Annotated in this window: 17 protein-coding genes; 2 read left to right on the top strand and 15 right to left on the bottom strand. The window is 54.0% G+C overall.

All coding sequences use genetic code 11. The annotated features are described in order from the left end of the window. The first annotated feature begins 125 nt into the window (after nucleotides 1-125). Nucleotides 126-1,274: a galactonate dehydratase gene (dgoD, locus tag EDC52_RS05415; protein ID WP_131864321.1), complete on the top strand. Its 1,149-nt coding sequence runs from the start codon at nucleotides 126-128 to the stop codon at nucleotides 1,272-1,274. A gap of 132 nt (nucleotides 1,275-1,406) precedes the next feature. Further along, entirely contained in the window at nucleotides 1,407-2,699 is a 1,293-nt protein-coding gene (locus EDC52_RS05410) for an MFS transporter (protein WP_131864320.1), read from the top strand. Between the two features lie 57 nt (nucleotides 2,700-2,756). Here the strand turns inward: EDC52_RS05410 and EDC52_RS05405 are convergent, their stop codons facing one another. The 15 genes from EDC52_RS05405 to EDC52_RS05330 form a co-directional block, all read right to left on the bottom strand. Further along, nucleotides 2,757-3,005, bottom strand: coding sequence for a type 2 periplasmic-binding domain-containing protein (locus EDC52_RS05405; protein ID WP_165911664.1), 249 nt, complete (start codon nucleotides 3,003-3,005; stop codon nucleotides 2,757-2,759). A gap of 331 nt (nucleotides 3,006-3,336) precedes the next feature. Further along, nucleotides 3,337-4,449: a porin OmpC gene (gene ompC, locus EDC52_RS05395; protein ID WP_131864318.1), complete on the bottom strand. Its 1,113-nt coding sequence runs from the start codon at nucleotides 4,447-4,449 to the stop codon at nucleotides 3,337-3,339. A gap of 216 nt (nucleotides 4,450-4,665) precedes the next feature. Beyond that, a complete protein-coding gene (locus EDC52_RS05390) occupies nucleotides 4,666-5,232 on the bottom strand; it encodes a sugar O-acetyltransferase (protein WP_131864317.1) in 567 nt (188 codons plus the stop codon). Between the two features lie 149 nt (nucleotides 5,233-5,381). Then, a complete protein-coding gene (gene arnF / locus EDC52_RS05385; RefSeq protein ID WP_131864316.1) occupies nucleotides 5,382-5,765 on the bottom strand; it encodes a 4-amino-4-deoxy-L-arabinose-phosphoundecaprenol flippase subunit ArnF in 384 nt (127 codons plus the stop codon). After that, nucleotides 5,762-6,100: a 4-amino-4-deoxy-L-arabinose-phosphoundecaprenol flippase subunit ArnE gene (arnE, locus tag EDC52_RS05380; protein WP_131864315.1), complete on the bottom strand. Its 339-nt coding sequence runs from the start codon at nucleotides 6,098-6,100 to the stop codon at nucleotides 5,762-5,764. The genes arnF and arnE overlap by 4 nt, the downstream gene beginning before the upstream one ends. Next, nucleotides 6,097-7,752, bottom strand: a complete 1,656-nt coding sequence (gene arnT / locus EDC52_RS05375) for a lipid IV(A) 4-amino-4-deoxy-L-arabinosyltransferase (protein ID WP_131864314.1) — start codon at nucleotides 7,750-7,752, stop codon at nucleotides 6,097-6,099. The genes arnE and arnT overlap by 4 nt, the downstream gene beginning before the upstream one ends. A gap of 3 nt (nucleotides 7,753-7,755) precedes the next feature. After that, entirely contained in the window at nucleotides 7,756-8,652 is an 897-nt protein-coding gene (gene arnD / locus EDC52_RS05370; RefSeq protein ID WP_131864313.1) for a 4-deoxy-4-formamido-L-arabinose-phosphoundecaprenol deformylase, read from the bottom strand. Further along, nucleotides 8,649-10,631: a bifunctional UDP-4-amino-4-deoxy-L-arabinose formyltransferase/UDP-glucuronic acid oxidase ArnA gene (gene arnA / locus EDC52_RS05365; protein WP_131864312.1), complete on the bottom strand. Its 1,983-nt coding sequence runs from the start codon at nucleotides 10,629-10,631 to the stop codon at nucleotides 8,649-8,651. The genes arnD and arnA overlap by 4 nt, the downstream gene beginning before the upstream one ends. Next, on the bottom strand, nucleotides 10,628-11,608 hold the full coding sequence (gene arnC, locus EDC52_RS05360) for an undecaprenyl-phosphate 4-deoxy-4-formamido-L-arabinose transferase (RefSeq protein ID WP_131864311.1): 981 nt from the start codon (nucleotides 11,606-11,608) through the stop codon (nucleotides 10,628-10,630). The genes arnA and arnC overlap by 4 nt, the downstream gene beginning before the upstream one ends. After that, nucleotides 11,595-12,749 (bottom strand): UDP-4-amino-4-deoxy-L-arabinose aminotransferase, encoded by a 1,155-nt coding sequence (gene arnB / locus EDC52_RS05355; RefSeq protein ID WP_131864310.1) that lies wholly within the window; start codon nucleotides 12,747-12,749, stop codon nucleotides 11,595-11,597. The genes arnC and arnB overlap by 14 nt, the downstream gene beginning before the upstream one ends. A 486-nt stretch (nucleotides 12,750-13,235) precedes the next feature. Further along, nucleotides 13,236-13,655, bottom strand: a complete 420-nt coding sequence (locus tag EDC52_RS05350) for a DUF1003 domain-containing protein (RefSeq protein ID WP_165911663.1) — start codon at nucleotides 13,653-13,655, stop codon at nucleotides 13,236-13,238. Between the two features lie 13 nt (nucleotides 13,656-13,668). Next, complete coding sequence (locus tag EDC52_RS05345; RefSeq protein ID WP_131864308.1) at nucleotides 13,669-14,385, bottom strand: ABC transporter ATP-binding protein; 717 nt, start codon at nucleotides 14,383-14,385, stop codon at nucleotides 13,669-13,671. After that, entirely contained in the window at nucleotides 14,382-15,257 is an 876-nt protein-coding gene (locus tag EDC52_RS05340; RefSeq protein ID WP_131864307.1) for an ATP-binding cassette domain-containing protein, read from the bottom strand. Before EDC52_RS05340 ends, EDC52_RS05345 begins: the two co-directional genes overlap by 4 nt. Further along, nucleotides 15,254-16,540 (bottom strand): high-affinity branched-chain amino acid ABC transporter permease LivM, encoded by a 1,287-nt coding sequence (livM, locus tag EDC52_RS05335; RefSeq protein WP_131864306.1) that lies wholly within the window; start codon nucleotides 16,538-16,540, stop codon nucleotides 15,254-15,256. Before livM ends, EDC52_RS05340 begins: the two co-directional genes overlap by 4 nt. Nucleotides 16,541-16,551: 11 nt before the next feature. Next, entirely contained in the window at nucleotides 16,552-17,466 is a 915-nt protein-coding gene (locus EDC52_RS05330; RefSeq protein ID WP_131864305.1) for an ABC transporter permease subunit, read from the bottom strand. Between the last annotated feature and the right edge of the window lie 12 nt (nucleotides 17,467-17,478).

Below are 17,478 nucleotides of genomic sequence, written 5' to 3'. Positions count from 1 at the left end.
TTTAAATAGTGCTACGATAACCTCCAGCATCTGCCTGGCGTAGCGCCGCAGCGTAATCGCGCCCCAGAACCTGGCAACGTAGCCAGGCTGCCAAGGTTTGACCAAGTCGTTAAAGGAACCTAATTATGAAAGTAACCAAACTCACTACCTACCGGCTGCCGCCGCGTTGGATGTTTTTAAAGATTGAGACTGACGAAGGCATTGTCGGTTGGGGCGAACCGGTAATAGAAGGCCGGGCAAAGAGCGTCGAAGCCGCGGTACACGAGCTTGGCGAATATGTGATTGGCAAAGATCCGGCCCGCATCAACGACATCTGGCAGACCTTGTATCGGGCCGGTTTCTACCGTGGCGGCCCGATACTGATGAGCGCGATTGCCGGTATCGATCAGGCATTGTGGGATATCAAAGGCAAAGCGCTGGGCGTACCGGTGTATCAACTGCTGGGCGGCCTGGTTCGCGACCGTATCAAGGCCTATAGCTGGGTGGGCGGTGACCGTCCGGCAGACGTTATCGACGGCATGAAAAAACTGGCCGCTATCGGTTTTGATACGTTCAAGCTTAACGGCTGCGAGGAGATGGGTCTACTGGACAACTCGCGTAAAGTGGATGCCGCCGTCGCGGTAGCGGCCCAGGTTCGTGAAGCGATGGGCTACGATATCGAGTTCGGCCTGGACTTCCATGGCCGCGTCAATGCCCCGATGGCCAAAGTGCTTATCAAGGAGCTGGAGCCTTACCGTCCGCTGTTTATCGAAGAACCGGTACTGGCTGAGCAGGCGGAATATTACCCACGCCTGGCAGCCCAGACATCGATTCCTATCGCGGCCGGAGAGCGTATGTTCTCTCGCTTCGATTTCAAACGCGTGCTGGCCAATGGCGGCCTGTCGATTGCACAGCCCGACCTGTCTCATGCCGGCGGCATCACCGAGTGCATGAAAATAGCGTCCATGGCCGAAGCTTATGACGTCACCCTGGCGCCGCATTGCCCGCTGGGTCCTATCGCGCTGGCCTCCTGTTTGCATGTTGACTTCGCCTCCTACAATGCTGTGCTGCAAGAGCAAAGCATGGGCATTCATTACAATAAAGGCGCCGAGTTATTGGATTATGTCGTCAATAAAGAAGATTTCACCATGAACGATGGTTATTTCTATCCGTTGAATAAGCCAGGCCTGGGTGTGGAAATAAATGAAGAATTGGTTATAGAACGCAGTAAAAATACCGCTGACTGGCGCAATCCGGTATGGCGTTATCCCGACGGTTCCGTAGCTGAATGGTAATACGCTTTTTACTGCTGCGCCAAGCAGAGAAATAAAGACATTATCCTTATTGCGTTATCCCATATTAGTAGCGACTTATCATTAAGCCGCTACTTTTCTTACAAAAAAATCAGCTGCAGGTAGGTAGATAATATGGACACGGCCCATTCCACTCGCCCAACTAAAAGACGTTATGTCACGCTATTGATGATTTTCATCACCGTGGTTATTTGCTATGTCGATCGTGCTAACCTGGCGGTGGCGTCTGCCCATATCCAGGAAGAGTTTGGCATCAGCAAAGCGCAGATGGGTTATATTTTTTCGGCTTTCGCCTGGACTTATACCCTATGCCAGATTCCAGGGGGTTGGTTTCTGGACCGCGTCGGTTCCAAACTGACCTATTTTATCGCTATCCTCGGCTGGTCAATTGCCACCTTGGGACAGGGCTTTGCTACCGGTCTGGCTTCGCTTATCGGTCTTCGCGCCGTCACCGGTCTGTTTGAGGCGCCGGCCTTCCCGACCAATAACCGGATGGTCACCAGTTGGTTCCCGGAACATGAACGCGCTTCAGCGGTCGGCATGTTTACCTCAGGCCAGTTTGTCGGCCTGGCATTTCTGACGCCGCTGCTGATTTGGGTGCAGGAAGTCCTCAGTTGGCACTGGGTATTTATTCTCACCGGCGCTATCGGCATTGTCTGGGCATTGATCTGGTACGTCGTCTATCAGCCGCCACGGAAAAGCCGCGGTATCAACCAGGCTGAACTGGAGTACATTTCCAACGGCGGCGGGATGGTCGATGGCGATGCACCGCAAGAAAAGAAAAACCGTGTAGCCATGACCAAAGCCGATTGGAAACTGGTATTCAATCGTAAACTGGTCGGCGTTTATCTGGGGCAGTTTGCCGTTACTTCAACGCTGTGGTTTTTCCTGACCTGGTTCCCTAACTACCTGACTCAGGAAAAGAATATCAGCGCCCTGACCGCCGGCTTCATGACCACTGTGCCTTTCCTGGCAGCCTTCTTCGGCGTCATCTTGTCGGGCTATTTCGCCGACCGCATGGTCCGTGCCGGTAAATCACTGGGGTTTGCCCGTAAAACGCCGATCATTTTCGGTCTGCTACTGTCAACCTGCATTATGGGGGCAAACTATACCAATGATCCGATGTGGATCATGATCCTGATGGCGCTGGCGTTCTTCGGTAACGGCTTTGCATCGATCACCTGGTCACTGGTGTCCTCCCTGGCCCCGCTGCGGCTGATTGGCTTGACCGGCGGTGTTTTCAACTTTATCGGTGGGCTGGGCGGTATTACTGTGCCGCTGGTGGTCGGTTACCTGGCCCAGGATTACGGGTTTGCACCGGCATTGATTTATATTGCTGCCGTGGCGCTGGTGGGCGCGCTGTCCTACTTGCTGCTGGTCGGTGAAGTTAAACGGGTCGGCGAATAACCGCCCTTGCCGATTAAGGGCTGATGCATACTCTATGTCAGCCCTTCGGCCGAAACCTCAGCGGCCATTGGCCAGCATCTTTTCAAGCGCTGCCATGACCTGCGGCCGATGGTCTTCTTTGCGTACGCCGATATAGACATCGATATTCAGTTTTTTGGCGCTGGCCGCATCCAGGGGGCGATAACACAAACCCTGATGCATCGATACGCACATGGACTCAGGCATCAGCGCCATTCCCTTGCCGCGGGCGACATTAGCCAGGGTCAACAGAGAATCATCCGGTTCAGGTAGTCGTTTCAGGCTCACCGGCAAACCGCGGAACACCGATTCGCACTTATCATTGAATGCCGGGTTCGCCCTGCGGTTAAACCAGTAGAGCGGCAATGCTTGGTACCGGGAATAGGTACCATTTGTTCATACCGCGCCAGTAGCCAGGCCAGGGATAATTGTCCTGGCGTGCACTGGTATTTTTTAGCCAAGGGTGCAATAAAATCAATAATTCGGCGGTTAGATTGCAGATTACTGTCACTGAATACCTTTTCTATAGTCAAAAAGGCTGATTCAATTCAGCCTTTTTGATTTATTTTTTTTGATGCGAGCTATAGCGCTACATCTGGGTTGGTTTTATCACGCTACATCAGAACTGATAAACCAGACCGACAGCGACTACATCATCATCGTTCAGCGACAGTTTATTGTCATCACTCAGTCGGTTGATTTTATAGTCAACAAACGTGCTCATGTTTTTATTGAAATAATACGTCGCGGCTAGATCTATATATTTCACCAGATCTACGTCACCGATACCGTTTTCGATATCTTTTCCTTTGGTCTGCACATAACCGATGGAAGGACGCAGGCCGAAATCAAACTGATATTGAGCAATCAGTTCAATGTTCTGCACTTTATTGGCCGCCCCGCTGACCGCCGTCCCGGTAGCATTCGAAGTACCGCTTATCGGTGTCATATTACGCGTCTGAGTATAAATAGCGGCAAGATAGAGATTGTTGTCATCGTACTTGATACCCGTTCCCCAGGCTTCGGCTTTGTCGCCGGTACCATAGGCTCGGGCAACCTGCGCGTTGGTACGATCCGAACTGGTATAGGCACCATTGATGCTCAAGCCGCTATCGCCCAGAGCATAACTGATAGAACCCCCATAACCATCGCCATTCTGGCGGGATACATCGGCGCGGGAATTGGCTGAATCGGCATCGTTTTTGCCCTGATACTGCAGCGCAAACTTCAGGCCGTCTACCAGGCCGAAAAAGTCGCTGTTGCGGTAGGTGGCCACGCCAGTGGTGCGCTGAGTCATGAAGTTGTCGGCCCGAGCAGTACCGTCACCGCCAAATTCAGGGAACATATCGGTCAGGGCATGGACATCGTAAAGCACGCCGAAGTTACGGCCATAGTCAAATGAACCCAGATCGCCAAATTTCAGCCCGGCAAATCCCAAACGGGTTTTATTACCATTATTGGCATCGCTGCCTTCCGAATTACTGGCATTAAACTGATATTCCCACTGGCCAAAACCGGTCACCTGGTCATTGATTTGCGCCTGTCCTTTAAAACCAATACGGACATACGTTTTGTCGCCATCACTGCCGTCATTGTCACTGAAATAATGCATGCCTTTAGCGCGACCGTAAAAATCAACTTTATTGCCATCTTTATTGTAGACTTCAGCGGCTTGGGCCGCCGAACAGAACGCCAGCGCGGCGGCGATCATTGCCAGTGTGTTTGTCTTCATTTGTTATCAATCCCGAAAGAATAAAATGTCTTTGCCCGAGGGCTTTATAAGCCAGAAACGTTTTACTCTGCGAAGATGGATTTTTTATTACAGTGAGGTTCATTTTTTTCAGGCGCAAAATAACTACCCCGACTGGACGAGCCGGTATCGGTGGGGTGTCACGAACTTCTGTTGCTTATTTATCAGCATTCAACTTATCGGTTTATCAGCACTTCTCTACTGGCCCATATGGGGCACTGACTTGATGACGCGGCAGGGATTGCCGCAGGCGACAGAATCAGCCGGAATCGACCGGCTAACGACGCTGCCGGCGCCGATGGTCGTGCCATCACCCACAGTAACGCCCGGCAGAATTATCGCCCCGCCACCTATCCAGACATTATTGCCAATGGTAATCGGCAGGGCACTGCCCAGATGCAGGTTACGCTCGCGTGGATCCAGCGGATGAATAGCGGTATAGATCTGCACGTCCGGGCCGATAAACACATTGCTGCCAATCTGTACCGGCGCGCAGTCCAGCAGCACGAAATTGAAGTTGATAAACACATTACTGCCAATGCGGGTGTTGCGGCCATAATCAACCCGCAGTCCTTTTTCAAAATGAACATCTTCGCCGACATCGGCAAAAATCGAGTTGATCAGTTGACGCTTGGCAGCCGTATCCCTGGCGTTCAGGGCATTAAACTGGTCTACCCGGTCGCGGGTAGCGAAGCGGATCTGGCACAGTTCTTCATCGTTGATAAAGTAAGGTCTTCCGGCTCTCATCTCGTCAAAAGCACGCATAGGTTCTGTTCTCGCCGCTTGCAGTTTGCAGTTTGCCACTTACTTTAGCAAAAACGCCAAGCTAGCGAACAGCATGCAATAACTGCATTCATGGACGGATAGGCTGTATTCGGGATGTGCTAGGCACGCTGTGGCTGAGAGGCTACCGATCAATCCCTGTTGCCGCCCGGATTGATAAGCATAATTCCCACCACGATGAGCATGGCGCCCATCGATTTCAACAGGGTGGCGTGCTCATTAAACATCGGTAGCAAAATAGCCGTCAGATAAACCAGCACATAGCTGAGACTGACCAGGGAGTAGGCGCGATTGAGCGGAAGACAGCGTAAAGCCATAAACCAGCATCCCATCGATACCAGATAAGCGACGCTGCCGGCCAATACCGCCAATAGCGGCAATGGATACTGCGGCAACAGCGCGGGTGCAATCATGGAGACAGACAGTAAGGGCAGTTGGGACATGCCCCATTTCATCATCAGTTGCGCCAGCGTCACCAGAAACGCGCTGAATAAACCCCAGCCATAACCGTTCAATCAGGCCAGCACATCAAAAGTATGCCTGAGATTATTGTCCCTACCCCTGCCCAGTGTCGCCAGGTTGTCGTCTCGCCAAAAAACCACTTGGCACACAGGGTTATCAGTACAAAGTTGAGGCTTAACAGGGGATAGGCAATGCTTATCGGCAGACGCTGCAGCACCGCCAACCACAACACCATAGCACTCGCCAGCAGCACCAAGGCGGCTGCCAGCCAGCGCAGCACCTTTTTTGTGCCCGGCCATACCCGCCAGCTTTCAGCCGCTTGCTTTTGGCAAAGCTGGCCCGCACAGGTCAACAGGCTCACCAGCACCAGCAATACATAGCCCGTCATGGCAATTGACGATACCAGACCAGGACTGAGCGATAATTCCAGTAAATCTTATCTGCGGCCCGGAGATCGCAAGGGATACGCTGATCGCGGGCCAGCAGCAGCACCAGAGAGACATTGCCCTTTTTACGCGCCTCGGCAAGCCATGGCATAAACTCGCTGTCGGAGATAAAACGTCCCTGGGCATCAGGATAAGACAAGCCATATTGCAGCTCCCCGGTTTGCCGATACATCAGCACGTCAGTTCGCTTGAGCTCCCAGGCAAGTGCCGTCGCCACGCCTACGCTGTTGCTCAGCACCTGATGACTCTGGCTTAGCATTTCGCGGTGATCGGCGATAAAGGATTGCGGTTGCTTGGAGTCAATCACCTGTTGGGGAATCGCCTGCCCCACCAGCAGGCTGAGCGCAACCGGGCAAGCCGCAGCCCAGGTCCAGCAGCGTGACTTTTCGCGCCAGGCGATAAGCCCAAACAGCACCCAGCCGACGAATGAAGCCGCACCGGCGGCGAAGGTCGCCCCGCGAACTTCAACCACATCCTTCACCATGCCGGTATTCAGCACAATCAGCGCGGCGAGACAGATCAAACCAAAAGCAACATTGATGACCGCGTTGGTACGAAACACCCGCCAATGCCCGACAGCCTGGCAACGTTGCGCATAAGCGGCCATCAGCAGCGCCAGCGGCGCCATGCAAGGCAGAATGTAGGTCAGTAGTTTGCCCTTGGCGACACTGAAAAACAGCAGCGGCATGACCACCCAGCAGAGCAGATAAAGCAATTCGGGAGCGTGCCGGCGATTGCACCAGCCCGACCACAGCGCCCCGGGCAACAAGGCTAGCCAAGGCATACAGCCTAGCAGCAGTACCGGCAGGTAATACCAGAAAGGTTGCTTATGCTGGGCGTCTTCATCAGCAAAACGCTGAATATGTTCGACCCAGAAAAAATAATGCCAGTAATCCGGCTCCAGCCGATGGATCGACACGATCCACGGGAGTGAAATCATCAGCGCCGACATCACCGCCAGCGGGCCATAAATCAGCAACTGCCGAAAACGCCCTTGCAGAATCGCTGCCGGTAATACCGCGATGACCGGCACCGCCAGCGCCAAAAATCCCTTGGTCATGAAACCCATGCCGCAGGCCAGGCCCAGCAGCAAGAAAGCCGTCACGCGCCCCCGGATGCCACAAGCGCGCACTGACAGGTAGTAGCTGGCCATGGCGGCGACCAGCCAAAGGCTTACCATCGGATCCAGCACGCTGTAGGTACCGACACCGAACACCAGCAGCATTGACAGAAAGATCAGCGACGCCAGCATGGCCGTGCGACGGTTACGCCACATCAGCATGGCCAGCGTAAAGACCAGCACCGCTGCCAAAGCGGTGCTGAATACCGAACCAAAACGCACCGCGAAATTGTTATCGCCGAAGATCCATTGGCTGATGTTGTTAAACCAATAGCCGGCGACCGGTTTTTCAAAGTAGCGTACGCCCAGCAGATGAGGCACCAGCCAGTCCGAGCGCTCAAGCATTTCCCGGCTTATTTCGGCATACCGTGTTTCATCCGGCTGCCATAAATCCCGGCCATTCAGCGGTATCAGATAGACAAGGCCGAACAGCAATGAGAGTGCTAGCGCCCAATATTGTTTCAATAATGTCATCGGTTATTCCGCGTTGGCCTGGCATCCCAGCCACCCTTCCCTGCCGGGAAAAGGCGACCGGAGGATTCGCCCGGCGGGAAGAGAAGAGATATCTGCCGGTAACAATTCGCCAAGGGGGCAAAACCGGATGTTTTCACGGACAGCCCGCTCAAGCAGTGACTCGAACAGGGGAGATTGAGACATGCCTTCAACTTCAGCGTGAATGGTATATACCGGCACATCAGACTGATGATGTATAAGGCTCAGAATGTAATCGTTGAAGTCAGCGCTTTTCACCTCACGGCCGATGACCTCGTCGAAGGTCGGCAGAGTCACCGGGATCTGCACTGCGCCGAAACGGCCGTCCGCCAGCAATGGCCGAAAAGGGTGTGTTCCTCGACAGTCGCTGTTGTAGCGAAAACCGAATGCCTGCTTGGCGGCCACCACCCGCTGGTCGGCGCGCCATCCAGGCGATGCTGAACAGCTGACAGGCATATCAAGCACTTCACCAAGTTTATCGACGCCAAAACGAATCTGTTGTTCCAGTTCACTAGCAGACCAGCGGCCAGCCATGCGCTGCCAGCCATGATGATCCCAGGCATGGAGGCCTACTTCATGTCCGGCCTGGACAGCCGCTCTCATTAGCGGCCCGAGCGTGGCGCTTATCTGCCGGCCTGGCCAGGCAGTGCCGGCCAGCAGAATATCCCATCCATAAAGCGATGGCGCACGGGAGCGCAGCATTTTCAGCAAGAAACGGGGCCGGGCAAGACGCCATAAATGGCGTCCCATATTGTCAGGCCCGACGCTCAGGAAAAAACTGGCTTTGATACTGTGCTTATCCAGTAGATCCAGCAGTTTGGGTAAACCGTACTGCGTGCCGCTGAAAGTATCTACATCGACCCGCAGACCTGCCTTTTTCATATGCCGTTTCCGGACGTCACCGTTTCATGCAGGAAGTAATCCAGCGTATCTTCAATGGTCTGGCGCATCGGCACCGTAGGTTGCCAGTCGAGCAGACGCTGAGCGTTTTTGATGCTGGGCGTGCGATGTGCCACATCCTGATAGCCTTTGCCGTAGTAGCTATTGCTTTCCACATTCTTGAAGCCGGCAAACGGGGGGAAATATTGGCGCAGCGGGTGCTTGTCAAAGCTTTCAAGCAGAATTTCAGCCAGTTCACGGATGCTGGCTTCGTTATCAGGATTGCCGATATTCACAATCTGGCCGTCACAAAGGCCATCGCGGTTTTCGATTACCCTGAACAGCGCTTCAATACCGTCATTGATATCGGTAAAGCAGCGTTTCTGTGCGCCGCCATCCATCAGCTTGATAGGCGAGCCTTCTACCAGATTCAATATCAACTGGGTGATGGCGCGAGAACTGCCGATGCGTGCGGCATCCAGATTATCCAGTCGGGGTCCCATCCAGTTGAACGGACGGAACAGGGTAAACCTGAGGCCTTCTTTTTCACCATAGGCCCAGATTACCCGATCAAGCAACTGCTTGGAGACCGAGTAAATCCAGCGCTGCTTATTAATCGGGCCGACGATGAGACGGGAGTTGTCCTCATCGAAATGTTTGTCATCGCACATCCCATAGACTTCAGAAGTAGACGGGAAAATGATGCGTTTTTTATACTTGACGCACGAGCGTACGATTTTGAGGTTTTCTTCAAAATCCAGCTCGAATACCCTCAGTGGATTGCGGGTATATTCAATCGGCGTGGCGATGGCCACCAGCGGCAGCACCACGTCACATTTCTTGATGTGATATTCAATCCATTCGGAATGAATGCTGATATCTCCTTCGACGAAATGGAAGCGGGGGTTGTCGAGGAAGCGGGTAATCGCATCCGATCCAATATCCAGCCCATAGATATCATAGCGGTCGTCACGCAGCAGACGCTCGGTAAGGTGGTTACCGATGAAGCCGTTGACGCCCAGAATCAATACCCGGGTCCGGCGCTGCTTGGCCGGCTCTAACCGGGCACCCAGCTTCACGCCGGCGACCATGCCCATCTCCAGCGCCAGGCGAGTGCCATGCATGTATAAACCGGAATCGCTCTGGCCGGCTAGAATCTCGAGTGCGCCTTTGCCGCACGCAATAACCAGCGGGTCGGTGGATAGGATCGTGCCGGCTGCCTCGCCGTGTTGCCATTCTATGACCCGCGTACGCCACAGGGTGACGCTGCGTTGGCAAAGATGGGTGAAAGCGCCAGGATATGGCTCGGTCACACCACGCACCAGGTTATCAATCTGAGCCGCCGTCTGCTTCCAGGTTATCTCACCATCAGCGGCAGTGCGGCGGCCAAAGTAGCTGGCCAGCTTTTCATCTTGCGCGGTAAAGGTCGCATTGCCGGTCCTGATTGCCGGCAGCAGATCGTCCAGCAATTCTTTAGCGGCGCCGCGGATTTTGGCATGCAGCGTCAGCGCTGTATCGTCGCGATCGATGGCCACTGCCTGGCTTCCGACAATGTCGCCCGCATCCGGGCGCTTGACCATGCGGTGCAGCGTAACGCCGGTTTCAGTCTCACCCTGGATAATTGCCCAGTTTACCGACGCACGCCCGCGGTAGCGCGGAAGTAGCGATCCGTGGAGGTTAAATCCGCCGTGCGGGGCCAGGCTGAGGATTTCTTCACTTAACATGTTGCGATAATAGAAGGAAAAAATCACATCAGGCTTCATATCACGGATCATGTCGACCCACAGCGGATGGTTGACATCATCAGGCGCATAGACCGGCAGCCCATGTTCGGCGCCAAGGCGCGCTACTGACGAAAAGAAGGTATTTTCGGCGGGATCGTCAGTATGGGTAAATACGGCCTGAACATCATATCCAGCGCTTTTCAGTGCGTTAAGACCCGCACAGCCTATGTCATGATAGGCAAATACAATAGCTTTCATTCTTCTTCCTGATTACGTTGGACCTGCTCTGCGCCGATCACTTTCTGAACAAAATAACGGGGACGTGCGCGAACATCGTTGTAGATCCTGCCGATGTATTCACCCAGCAGTCCTATCCCGACAAACTGCGCGCCGATAAAAGTAAACAGCACCGCAAACAAAGTGAATACGCCATCGGCGGCCCACTCCGGCCCTAATACCAGCCGCAAAATTATCAATACCACCGCCAGCACAAAGCCGGAGACGGCAATCACACTGCCCAGCACGCTGAGGAGCCGCAGTGGCGTGGTGGTCACGCAGGTAACCAGGTCATACATCAGGTTTATCAACTGCATCAGGCTGTACTTCGAGTCGCCGAACTTGCGTTCAGCGTGGCTGACTTCGATTTCTGTCGTGCGGCGGGCGAAACTGTTGGCCAGAATGGGGATAAACGTACTGCGTTCATGGCAATTGAGCATGGCCTGGACGATATGGCGCCGATAGGCCCGCAGCATGCAGCCGTAATCCCCCATCACCTGGCCGGTCGCCCGATGGATCATCAGATTGATCAACCGCGATGCAGACTTGCGGAACCAGGAATCCTGGCGATTGGCGCGAAGGGTGCCCACCACGTCATAGCCGAGCTCAGCAATGCTTACCAAACGCGGAATTTCTTCCGGCGGATTTTGCAGATCAGCATCAAGAGTGATGATCAGATCACCGCTGGCTTGGGTAAATCCGGCCATAATGGCCGAATGCTGGCCATAATTACGGTTCAGCAGCACTGTGATGATGCAGTTTTCCGGCTGCTCGGCGGCTTGCGTCAGCAGATCAGGCGAACGATCGCTACTGCCATCATCCACCAGAATAATTTCGTAAGGCTGGGATAATTGCTTACAGGATGCCGTAATTCTGCCGATGAATAGCGGCAGGCTTTCCTGTTCATTAAACACCGGCACCACCAGTGAGACTTTTTTTATAACGTCATCGTGAGACAATTAACGGCTCCACAAGAGAAAATAAGGCATGGACGACGCGATCAACATCGCTGTCGGCCATAGCCGGGAACAGGGGTAATGAGCAGAGGCGCGCAGAGTTCCATTCTGTATTGGGCAGCGATAATGCCGGATAGCGCTCGCGGTAATAATGCTGGGTGTGGGCTGCCCGAAAATGCAGTCCGCTGCCGATACCCAGCGCATTGAGTCCGGTCATCAGTTGGTCGCGATCTATACCGCACCGCGTTTCATCAACCCTGATGATAAAAAGATGCCAGGCATGAAGGTGGTCGTAGTTTGGCAACCGGAGCGGTTGAAATACCGACCCTTCCAGCGCAGCGAGGTATCGCTCGGCCAGATGCCGTCGCCGGGCGTTTATCGCTTCGAGCCGCGCCAGCTGCACAACGGCAATCGCCGCATGGACATCTGACAGATTGTATTTAAAACCGGGCGTTATCACCTGAGCCTGCGGCTTGCGTCCTTGCTGCCGGCGATCAAAGGCATCGGCCCCCAGTCCATGGAATCTCAACATCCTGACGCGCTCGGCAAAAGCGTCATTGTCGGTGGCAATCAGGCCGCCCTCGGCACAGGTGACGTTCTTGATGGCATGAAAAGAAAATATCGCGGTGCCGCGCAGACCGATCAGCTCGCCGTTATAACGGCTGCCTATCGCATGGGCCGCATCCTCCACCAGCGGGATGTCGTGCCGTCTGGCCACGTCGCGCAACCGATCCAGTTCCAGTGGAGCACCGGCATAATGCACCGGCACAATAGCTCTGGTACGAGGGGTAATGGCGGCTTCCACTGCCGCGGCCTCTACCATCAGCGTGTGGCGATCCACATCCACCATTACCGGAGTAGCGCCGAGCAGTTCAATCATATTCAGCGTCGATACCCAGGTCTGCGACGGGGTGATGACCTCATCGCCCGGCCCGATGCCCAGTGCAAGCAGGCTGATATGCATGCCCGCGGTGGCTGAGCTCACGGCGATAGCGTGCCTGCAGCCAATGCGTGCGCAGAAATCCTGCTCCAGCTGTTGATTCTGTGGACCGGTGGTTATCCACCCTGATCGCAGCACCTTTTCAACTGCGGCAATCTCTTCCTCGCCGATATCAGCGCGCGAGAAAGGCAGGAATGCTTCCATATTTGCTACCAAAATGTATTTAACTAATATAGTCGGAAATATAGGCCTGCTTTTATCAACAGTTATTAAACGCATTGGGGTTTTCTACTTTATATTCTCATTATTATCTGAGAATTACTGAACGAAGTAGCTTTAATGAATGCACCATATATCATAACTAAGTACATTTATTTTATTATATGAATATATATTGTCACGGTGATATATTGCACTCACGTTCATAGAGTGAACAGGATCATCGGTATTCTGCTGAGATATAATGGGGCCAAGGTTCATGGTGGCAATATTACCGTCATCGGTCAATGTGCGGGTAAGTTTCAGCCAGGTTCTTTTTTACTTGTTCGGCATCTTAATGGAAAAGCGGTAAGGAAAGGGTCATTCACTCTACCATAAATATTTTGTTAAACCGTCGCGACACTGGGCAGGCGCCGCAGACGGATGGCGCTGCCTGTGGGAAGGCGCGACATGGCAGGCAGCTTCAGGGTCTCAGGGTTGCTTCTGTTTAAGTTCTTCGAGCTGTTGGGAAATAATGACCAATTGTTGTTTTATAGCACTGACGACGTCCCCTTCCAGGTGGCCGATTTTATCGTGCAGCGCATATATTTCCAAATCAGCCTTAACATTCACGTTTGACGCTATCTCCGCCCGATAGTGATCGACCTCGCCTTTCCGCTTCTGACTCATCATGATTGCCGGGGCGGTGTAGGCGGCCTGAAATGAAAGGAACAGGTTAAGCAATATGAAAGGATAAGGATCGAAGCCATTTTTGCCTATCAACAGGTTATAACCAGTCCAACCTAAAATAATTATTGTTTGAATTATAATAAAGGTCCAGGTACCGATAATCGTGGTTATTTTATCCGCCAGGCGTTGGCCAAGCGTGCGGGGAGCAATGGATTGCCACACTGACGCCGGAAGATCAAATGCCGCCCAGGTAGGCTTTACGCACCTCAGGATCCCCCAGCAGTTCCGCGCCGGTGCCGTTCATACAGATCTGTCCATTGACCATGACATAGGCGCGATCAGATAATTTAAGTGCATGGTGAGCATTCTGTTCTACCAGGAAAATGGTCATGCCGGTGGCGGCAAGCTCGCGCAGCGTCTGAAAAATCTGTTTGACCACAATAGGCGCAAGACCCAGGCTGGGCTCATCCAGCAGCAGCAGCCTGGGACGGCTCATCAGCGCCCGGGCGATGGCCAGCATCTGCTGTTCGCCGCCTGACATGGTCATCGCCCGTTGAGTGCGGCGCTCCTGCAGCCGGGGGAAAAGCGTATACATCCGTTGCAGATCCTCGGCTTGATGTTTGCTACCGATTGGAATGGTGCCCATCATCAGATTTTCCTCGACCGTCATGTCGGGAAACACCCGCCGTCCTTCCGGCGACTGGGCAATGCCATTGGCGGCGACAAAGTGGGTCGATTTGCGGCTGATATCTTCCCCCTGGTACAGAATCTGGCCGCTGGCGATGCGCGGCTGGCCAAAAATCGACATCAGCAGCGTCGATTTTCCTGCGCCATTGGCGCCGATAAGCGATACCGTCTCGCCGGCATTGACCTGAAGTGAGACGTTTTGCAGTGCCTGGATCGGCCCGTAGAACACATCCACATCGCGGAACTCAAGCATAGGCATGCTCATAGGGCTACCTCGTCTTCATTAGCACCCAGATAAGCGGCTATCACCCGCTCGTCATTCTGGATAGTGTGTGGCGAGCCCCGGGCGATGACATCGCCGTGGTCCAGCACGATAATATGATCCGAGATGTCCATTACCATCCCCATGTCATGCTCAATCAGCAGGACGGTGACGCCGTGGTGATCGCGCAGGAAGCGGATGATGTTGCTCAGGGTCCGGGTCTCTACCGGGTTAAGCCCGGCAGCCGGTTCATCCAGACAAATCAACTGGGGATCGGTACACATGGCCCGGGCAATTTCCAGGCGCCGCTGCTGGCCATAGGACATTTCTCCGGCCAGGCGATTGGCGCAATCGACCAGATCGACCACTTCCAGCCAATAGAATGCCCGCTCCAGGGCTCGTTCTTCCGCCTGCCGATAGCCGCTGGTATTAAACACCCCGGCCAGCAGGTTGCGATTGATCTGCCTATGCTGAGCTACCAGCAGGTTCTCTACCACTGACATTTCACGAAACAGCCGGATATTCTGAAAGGTGCGCGCCAGGCCGGCACGATTGACCAGGTGCGTTCCACCGAACATTTTATAAAACACCCGCTTTGCCAACGCTTGTGGGTTTATACAGTCGGCAGCCTTGAATTTTTCCCCCAGGACGCTGATGATATCGGTTGTCTGCTGCCGGGTTTTCAGCAGAATGCTGCCGCTGCTCGCCTGGTAGAAACCGGTCAGGCAGTTAAACACTGTCGTTTTGCCTGCGCCGTTGGGGCCAATAAGCGCGGTAATCGAGCCGCGATCCACATCCAGGTTAACGTCATTGAGCGCCCGGATACCGCCAAACCGCATCATCAGATGACTGATGGTCAGGATTTTATCGTTCATGGCGCGACTCCTTTGCGTACCGCAAAGCCTGAACGGCTGATACGGATCAGCCCGCGCGGTCGCCATATCATCATCACTACCATCAGCATGCCGAACAGCAATACCCGGTACTCGGCAAAGCTGCGCAGCAGCTCGGGCGCCACCGTCAGTACGAAGGCGGCGATCACCACACCGATGGTCGACCCCATACCGCCCAGTACCACAATCGCCAGGATCAGCGCCGATTCAAAAAAGGTAAATGAGGTCGGATTGACAAAACCCTGGTATGTGGCGAAGAACACCCCGGCCAGGCCAGCGGTCGATGCGCCAAGCGTGAAAGCAGACAGTTTGACCAGCACATGATTGAGCCCCAGGGCCCGGCAGGCGATTTCATCTTCGCGCAGCGCTTCCCATGCCCGTCCTATCGGCATTCTGGTGAGACGGTGCTTGATATACAATACCAGCAGCACCACCAGAAACAGTACGGCATAGATAAAAATGAATTTAAGGTTCGGGTTATAGCTGATATTAAAAAATTCATGGATCGGTATGCCGCCTTCCCGCGCCCGGCGGCCGAATTCAAGGCCAAAAAAAGTGGGCGACGGCACCGATACACCGTTAGGCCCGCCGGTAAACGCCAGCCAGTTATTAAGCACCAGACGAATGATTTCACCGAATCCGAGCGTAACGATCGCCAGATAGTCGCCATGCATGCGCAGGACCGGGAAACCCAGCAATGCGCCGGCTGCGGCGGCCATCAGTGCGGCCAGGGGCAGCATGGACCAGAAACCGAGGCCGAGATATTGATAGCCCAGCGCCAGACCATAGGCGCCAATGGCATAAAACGCCACGTAGCCCAGATCCAGCAATCCGGCAAGCCCGACGACAATATTCAGACCCAGGCCGAGCAGGACATAAATAAGCCCGAGAATCGCCACCGTCAGCAGGTATTTGCTGCCAAAGAAGGGAAACACGATGGCCAGCGCTATTATTAACGGTAAAATCCAGCGCAGGGGGCTTTTATAGTCGGTTGGCAGGACATATACGCCGCCTTTATCGGCATCAAAATGGGTCTGCAGCCTTTTACCCGGCACGGTTTGAAGCAACAGGCTGAGCAGCAGCCGACCCCCCATCACTGTCGCCACCATCCCGGCCAGCCGGGATGCATGGAAATCAAAGCTGTAGCCATCCAGCACTACCCCGGCGACCGGCCCGAACACAATCAGAGCAATCAGTCCGGCAAGTACGGTGTCGAGCAGGCTTTGCCTAAGGTCGATTGCATTACGCGCAGTGGTCTGTGACATGCTGTCTCCCTTCACACCTTAGCCACCAAAGGACGCCCCAGTAGGCCCTGAGGACGGAAAATAAGAATCACCACCAATAAAGAAAACGAGAACACGTCTTTGTAATCCGAATTGACCATCCCGGCGAACTGGGCCTCGGCGATACCCAGAATCAATCCTCCCAGCATGGCGCCCGGCAGGGATCCAATGCCGCCAAGTACGGCTGCAGTAAAGGCTTTGATGCCGATGACAAAGCCGGCATAAAAATCAAAAGTACCGTAATTCATGGTGATAAGCACTCCGGCCAACCCGGCCATGGCCGCACCGATAACAAATACCATAGAGATGACCCGATCGGTATTGATGCCGAGGATTGACGCCATTTTGCGATCCTGCTGGGTTGCCCGACACATGCGCCCCAGCCGGGTGTGATGGATAATCCAGGTAAGCAGCAGCATGCCGGCGAAAGATGCGATCAGAATAAACACCTTGGTGTAAGTGAGTTGGACGAAGCTATCGCCGATACTGAATTTGAATACGCCGTCCAGCATGGTAGGGATACCCTGCTGTCGCGGTCCCTGTGCTATCTGGGCATAGTTTTGCAGTATAAGAGACATGCCGATTGCGGAAATCAATGGAGCTAGGCGGGTCGAGTTGCGCAGCGGTTTGTAGGCGATCCGTTCTATCACCCAGCCATAAACAGCCGTTACTACGATGGTGAAAACCAAGGTACCGAGAATCAGCAGTGGAAAGGATTGCAGTCCGAAGAACGACAGCAGGGCCAGACCGATGGCGCACAGGTAGGCTGAGATCATATAGACCTCCCCATGAGCGAAGTTAATCATGCCGATAATGCCGTAAACCATGGTATAGCCTATGGCGATCAGGCCATATACCGAACCCAGGGTCAGACCATTGAACATCTGTTGCAGGAAGAATGAATCCATAGCATAGCAGTC

This window comes from Biostraticola tofi, from assembly GCF_004343195.1.
GTDB lineage: Bacteria > Pseudomonadota > Gammaproteobacteria > Enterobacterales > Enterobacteriaceae > Biostraticola > Biostraticola tofi.
Note: the sequence above shows the minus strand (reverse complement) of the source record. Positions and strands in the feature narration are given on the sequence as shown.

Bases quoted from the DNA above. Each gene is read 5' to 3' on its own strand.
- arnB (WP_131864310.1), bottom strand. From the start codon at position 12,749: ATGGAAGCATTCCTGCCTTTCTCGCGCGCTGATATCGGCGAGGAAGAG.
- arnE (WP_131864315.1), bottom strand. From the start codon at position 6,100: ATGACGGGCTATGTATTGCTGGTGCTGGTGAGCCTGTTGACCTGTGCG.
- EDC52_RS05345 (WP_131864308.1), bottom strand. From the start codon at position 14,385: ATGAGCATGCCTATGCTTGAGTTCCGCGATGTGGATGTGTTCTACGGG.
- EDC52_RS05390 (WP_131864317.1), bottom strand. From the start codon at position 5,232: ATGCGTGCTTTTGACGAGATGAGAGCCGGAAGACCTTACTTTATCAAC.
- arnD (WP_131864313.1), bottom strand. From the start codon at position 8,652: ATGAAAAAGGCAGGTCTGCGGGTCGATGTAGATACTTTCAGCGGCACG.
- livM (WP_131864306.1), bottom strand. From the start codon at position 16,540: ATGTCACAGACCACTGCGCGTAATGCAATCGACCTTAGGCAAAGCCTG.
- arnA (WP_131864312.1), bottom strand. From the start codon at position 10,631: ATGAAAGCTATTGTATTTGCCTATCATGACATAGGCTGTGCGGGTCTT.
- EDC52_RS05410 (WP_131864320.1), top strand. From the start codon at position 1,407: ATGGACACGGCCCATTCCACTCGCCCAACTAAAAGACGTTATGTCACG.
- EDC52_RS05340 (WP_131864307.1), bottom strand. From the start codon at position 15,257: ATGAACGATAAAATCCTGACCATCAGTCATCTGATGATGCGGTTTGGC.
- ompC (WP_131864318.1), bottom strand. From the start codon at position 4,449: ATGAAGACAAACACACTGGCAATGATCGCCGCCGCGCTGGCGTTCTGT.
- dgoD (WP_131864321.1), top strand. From the start codon at position 126: ATGAAAGTAACCAAACTCACTACCTACCGGCTGCCGCCGCGTTGGATG.
- EDC52_RS05330 (WP_131864305.1), bottom strand. From the start codon at position 17,466: ATGGATTCATTCTTCCTGCAACAGATGTTCAATGGTCTGACCCTGGGT.
- arnT (WP_131864314.1), bottom strand. From the start codon at position 7,752: ATGACATTATTGAAACAATATTGGGCGCTAGCACTCTCATTGCTGTTC.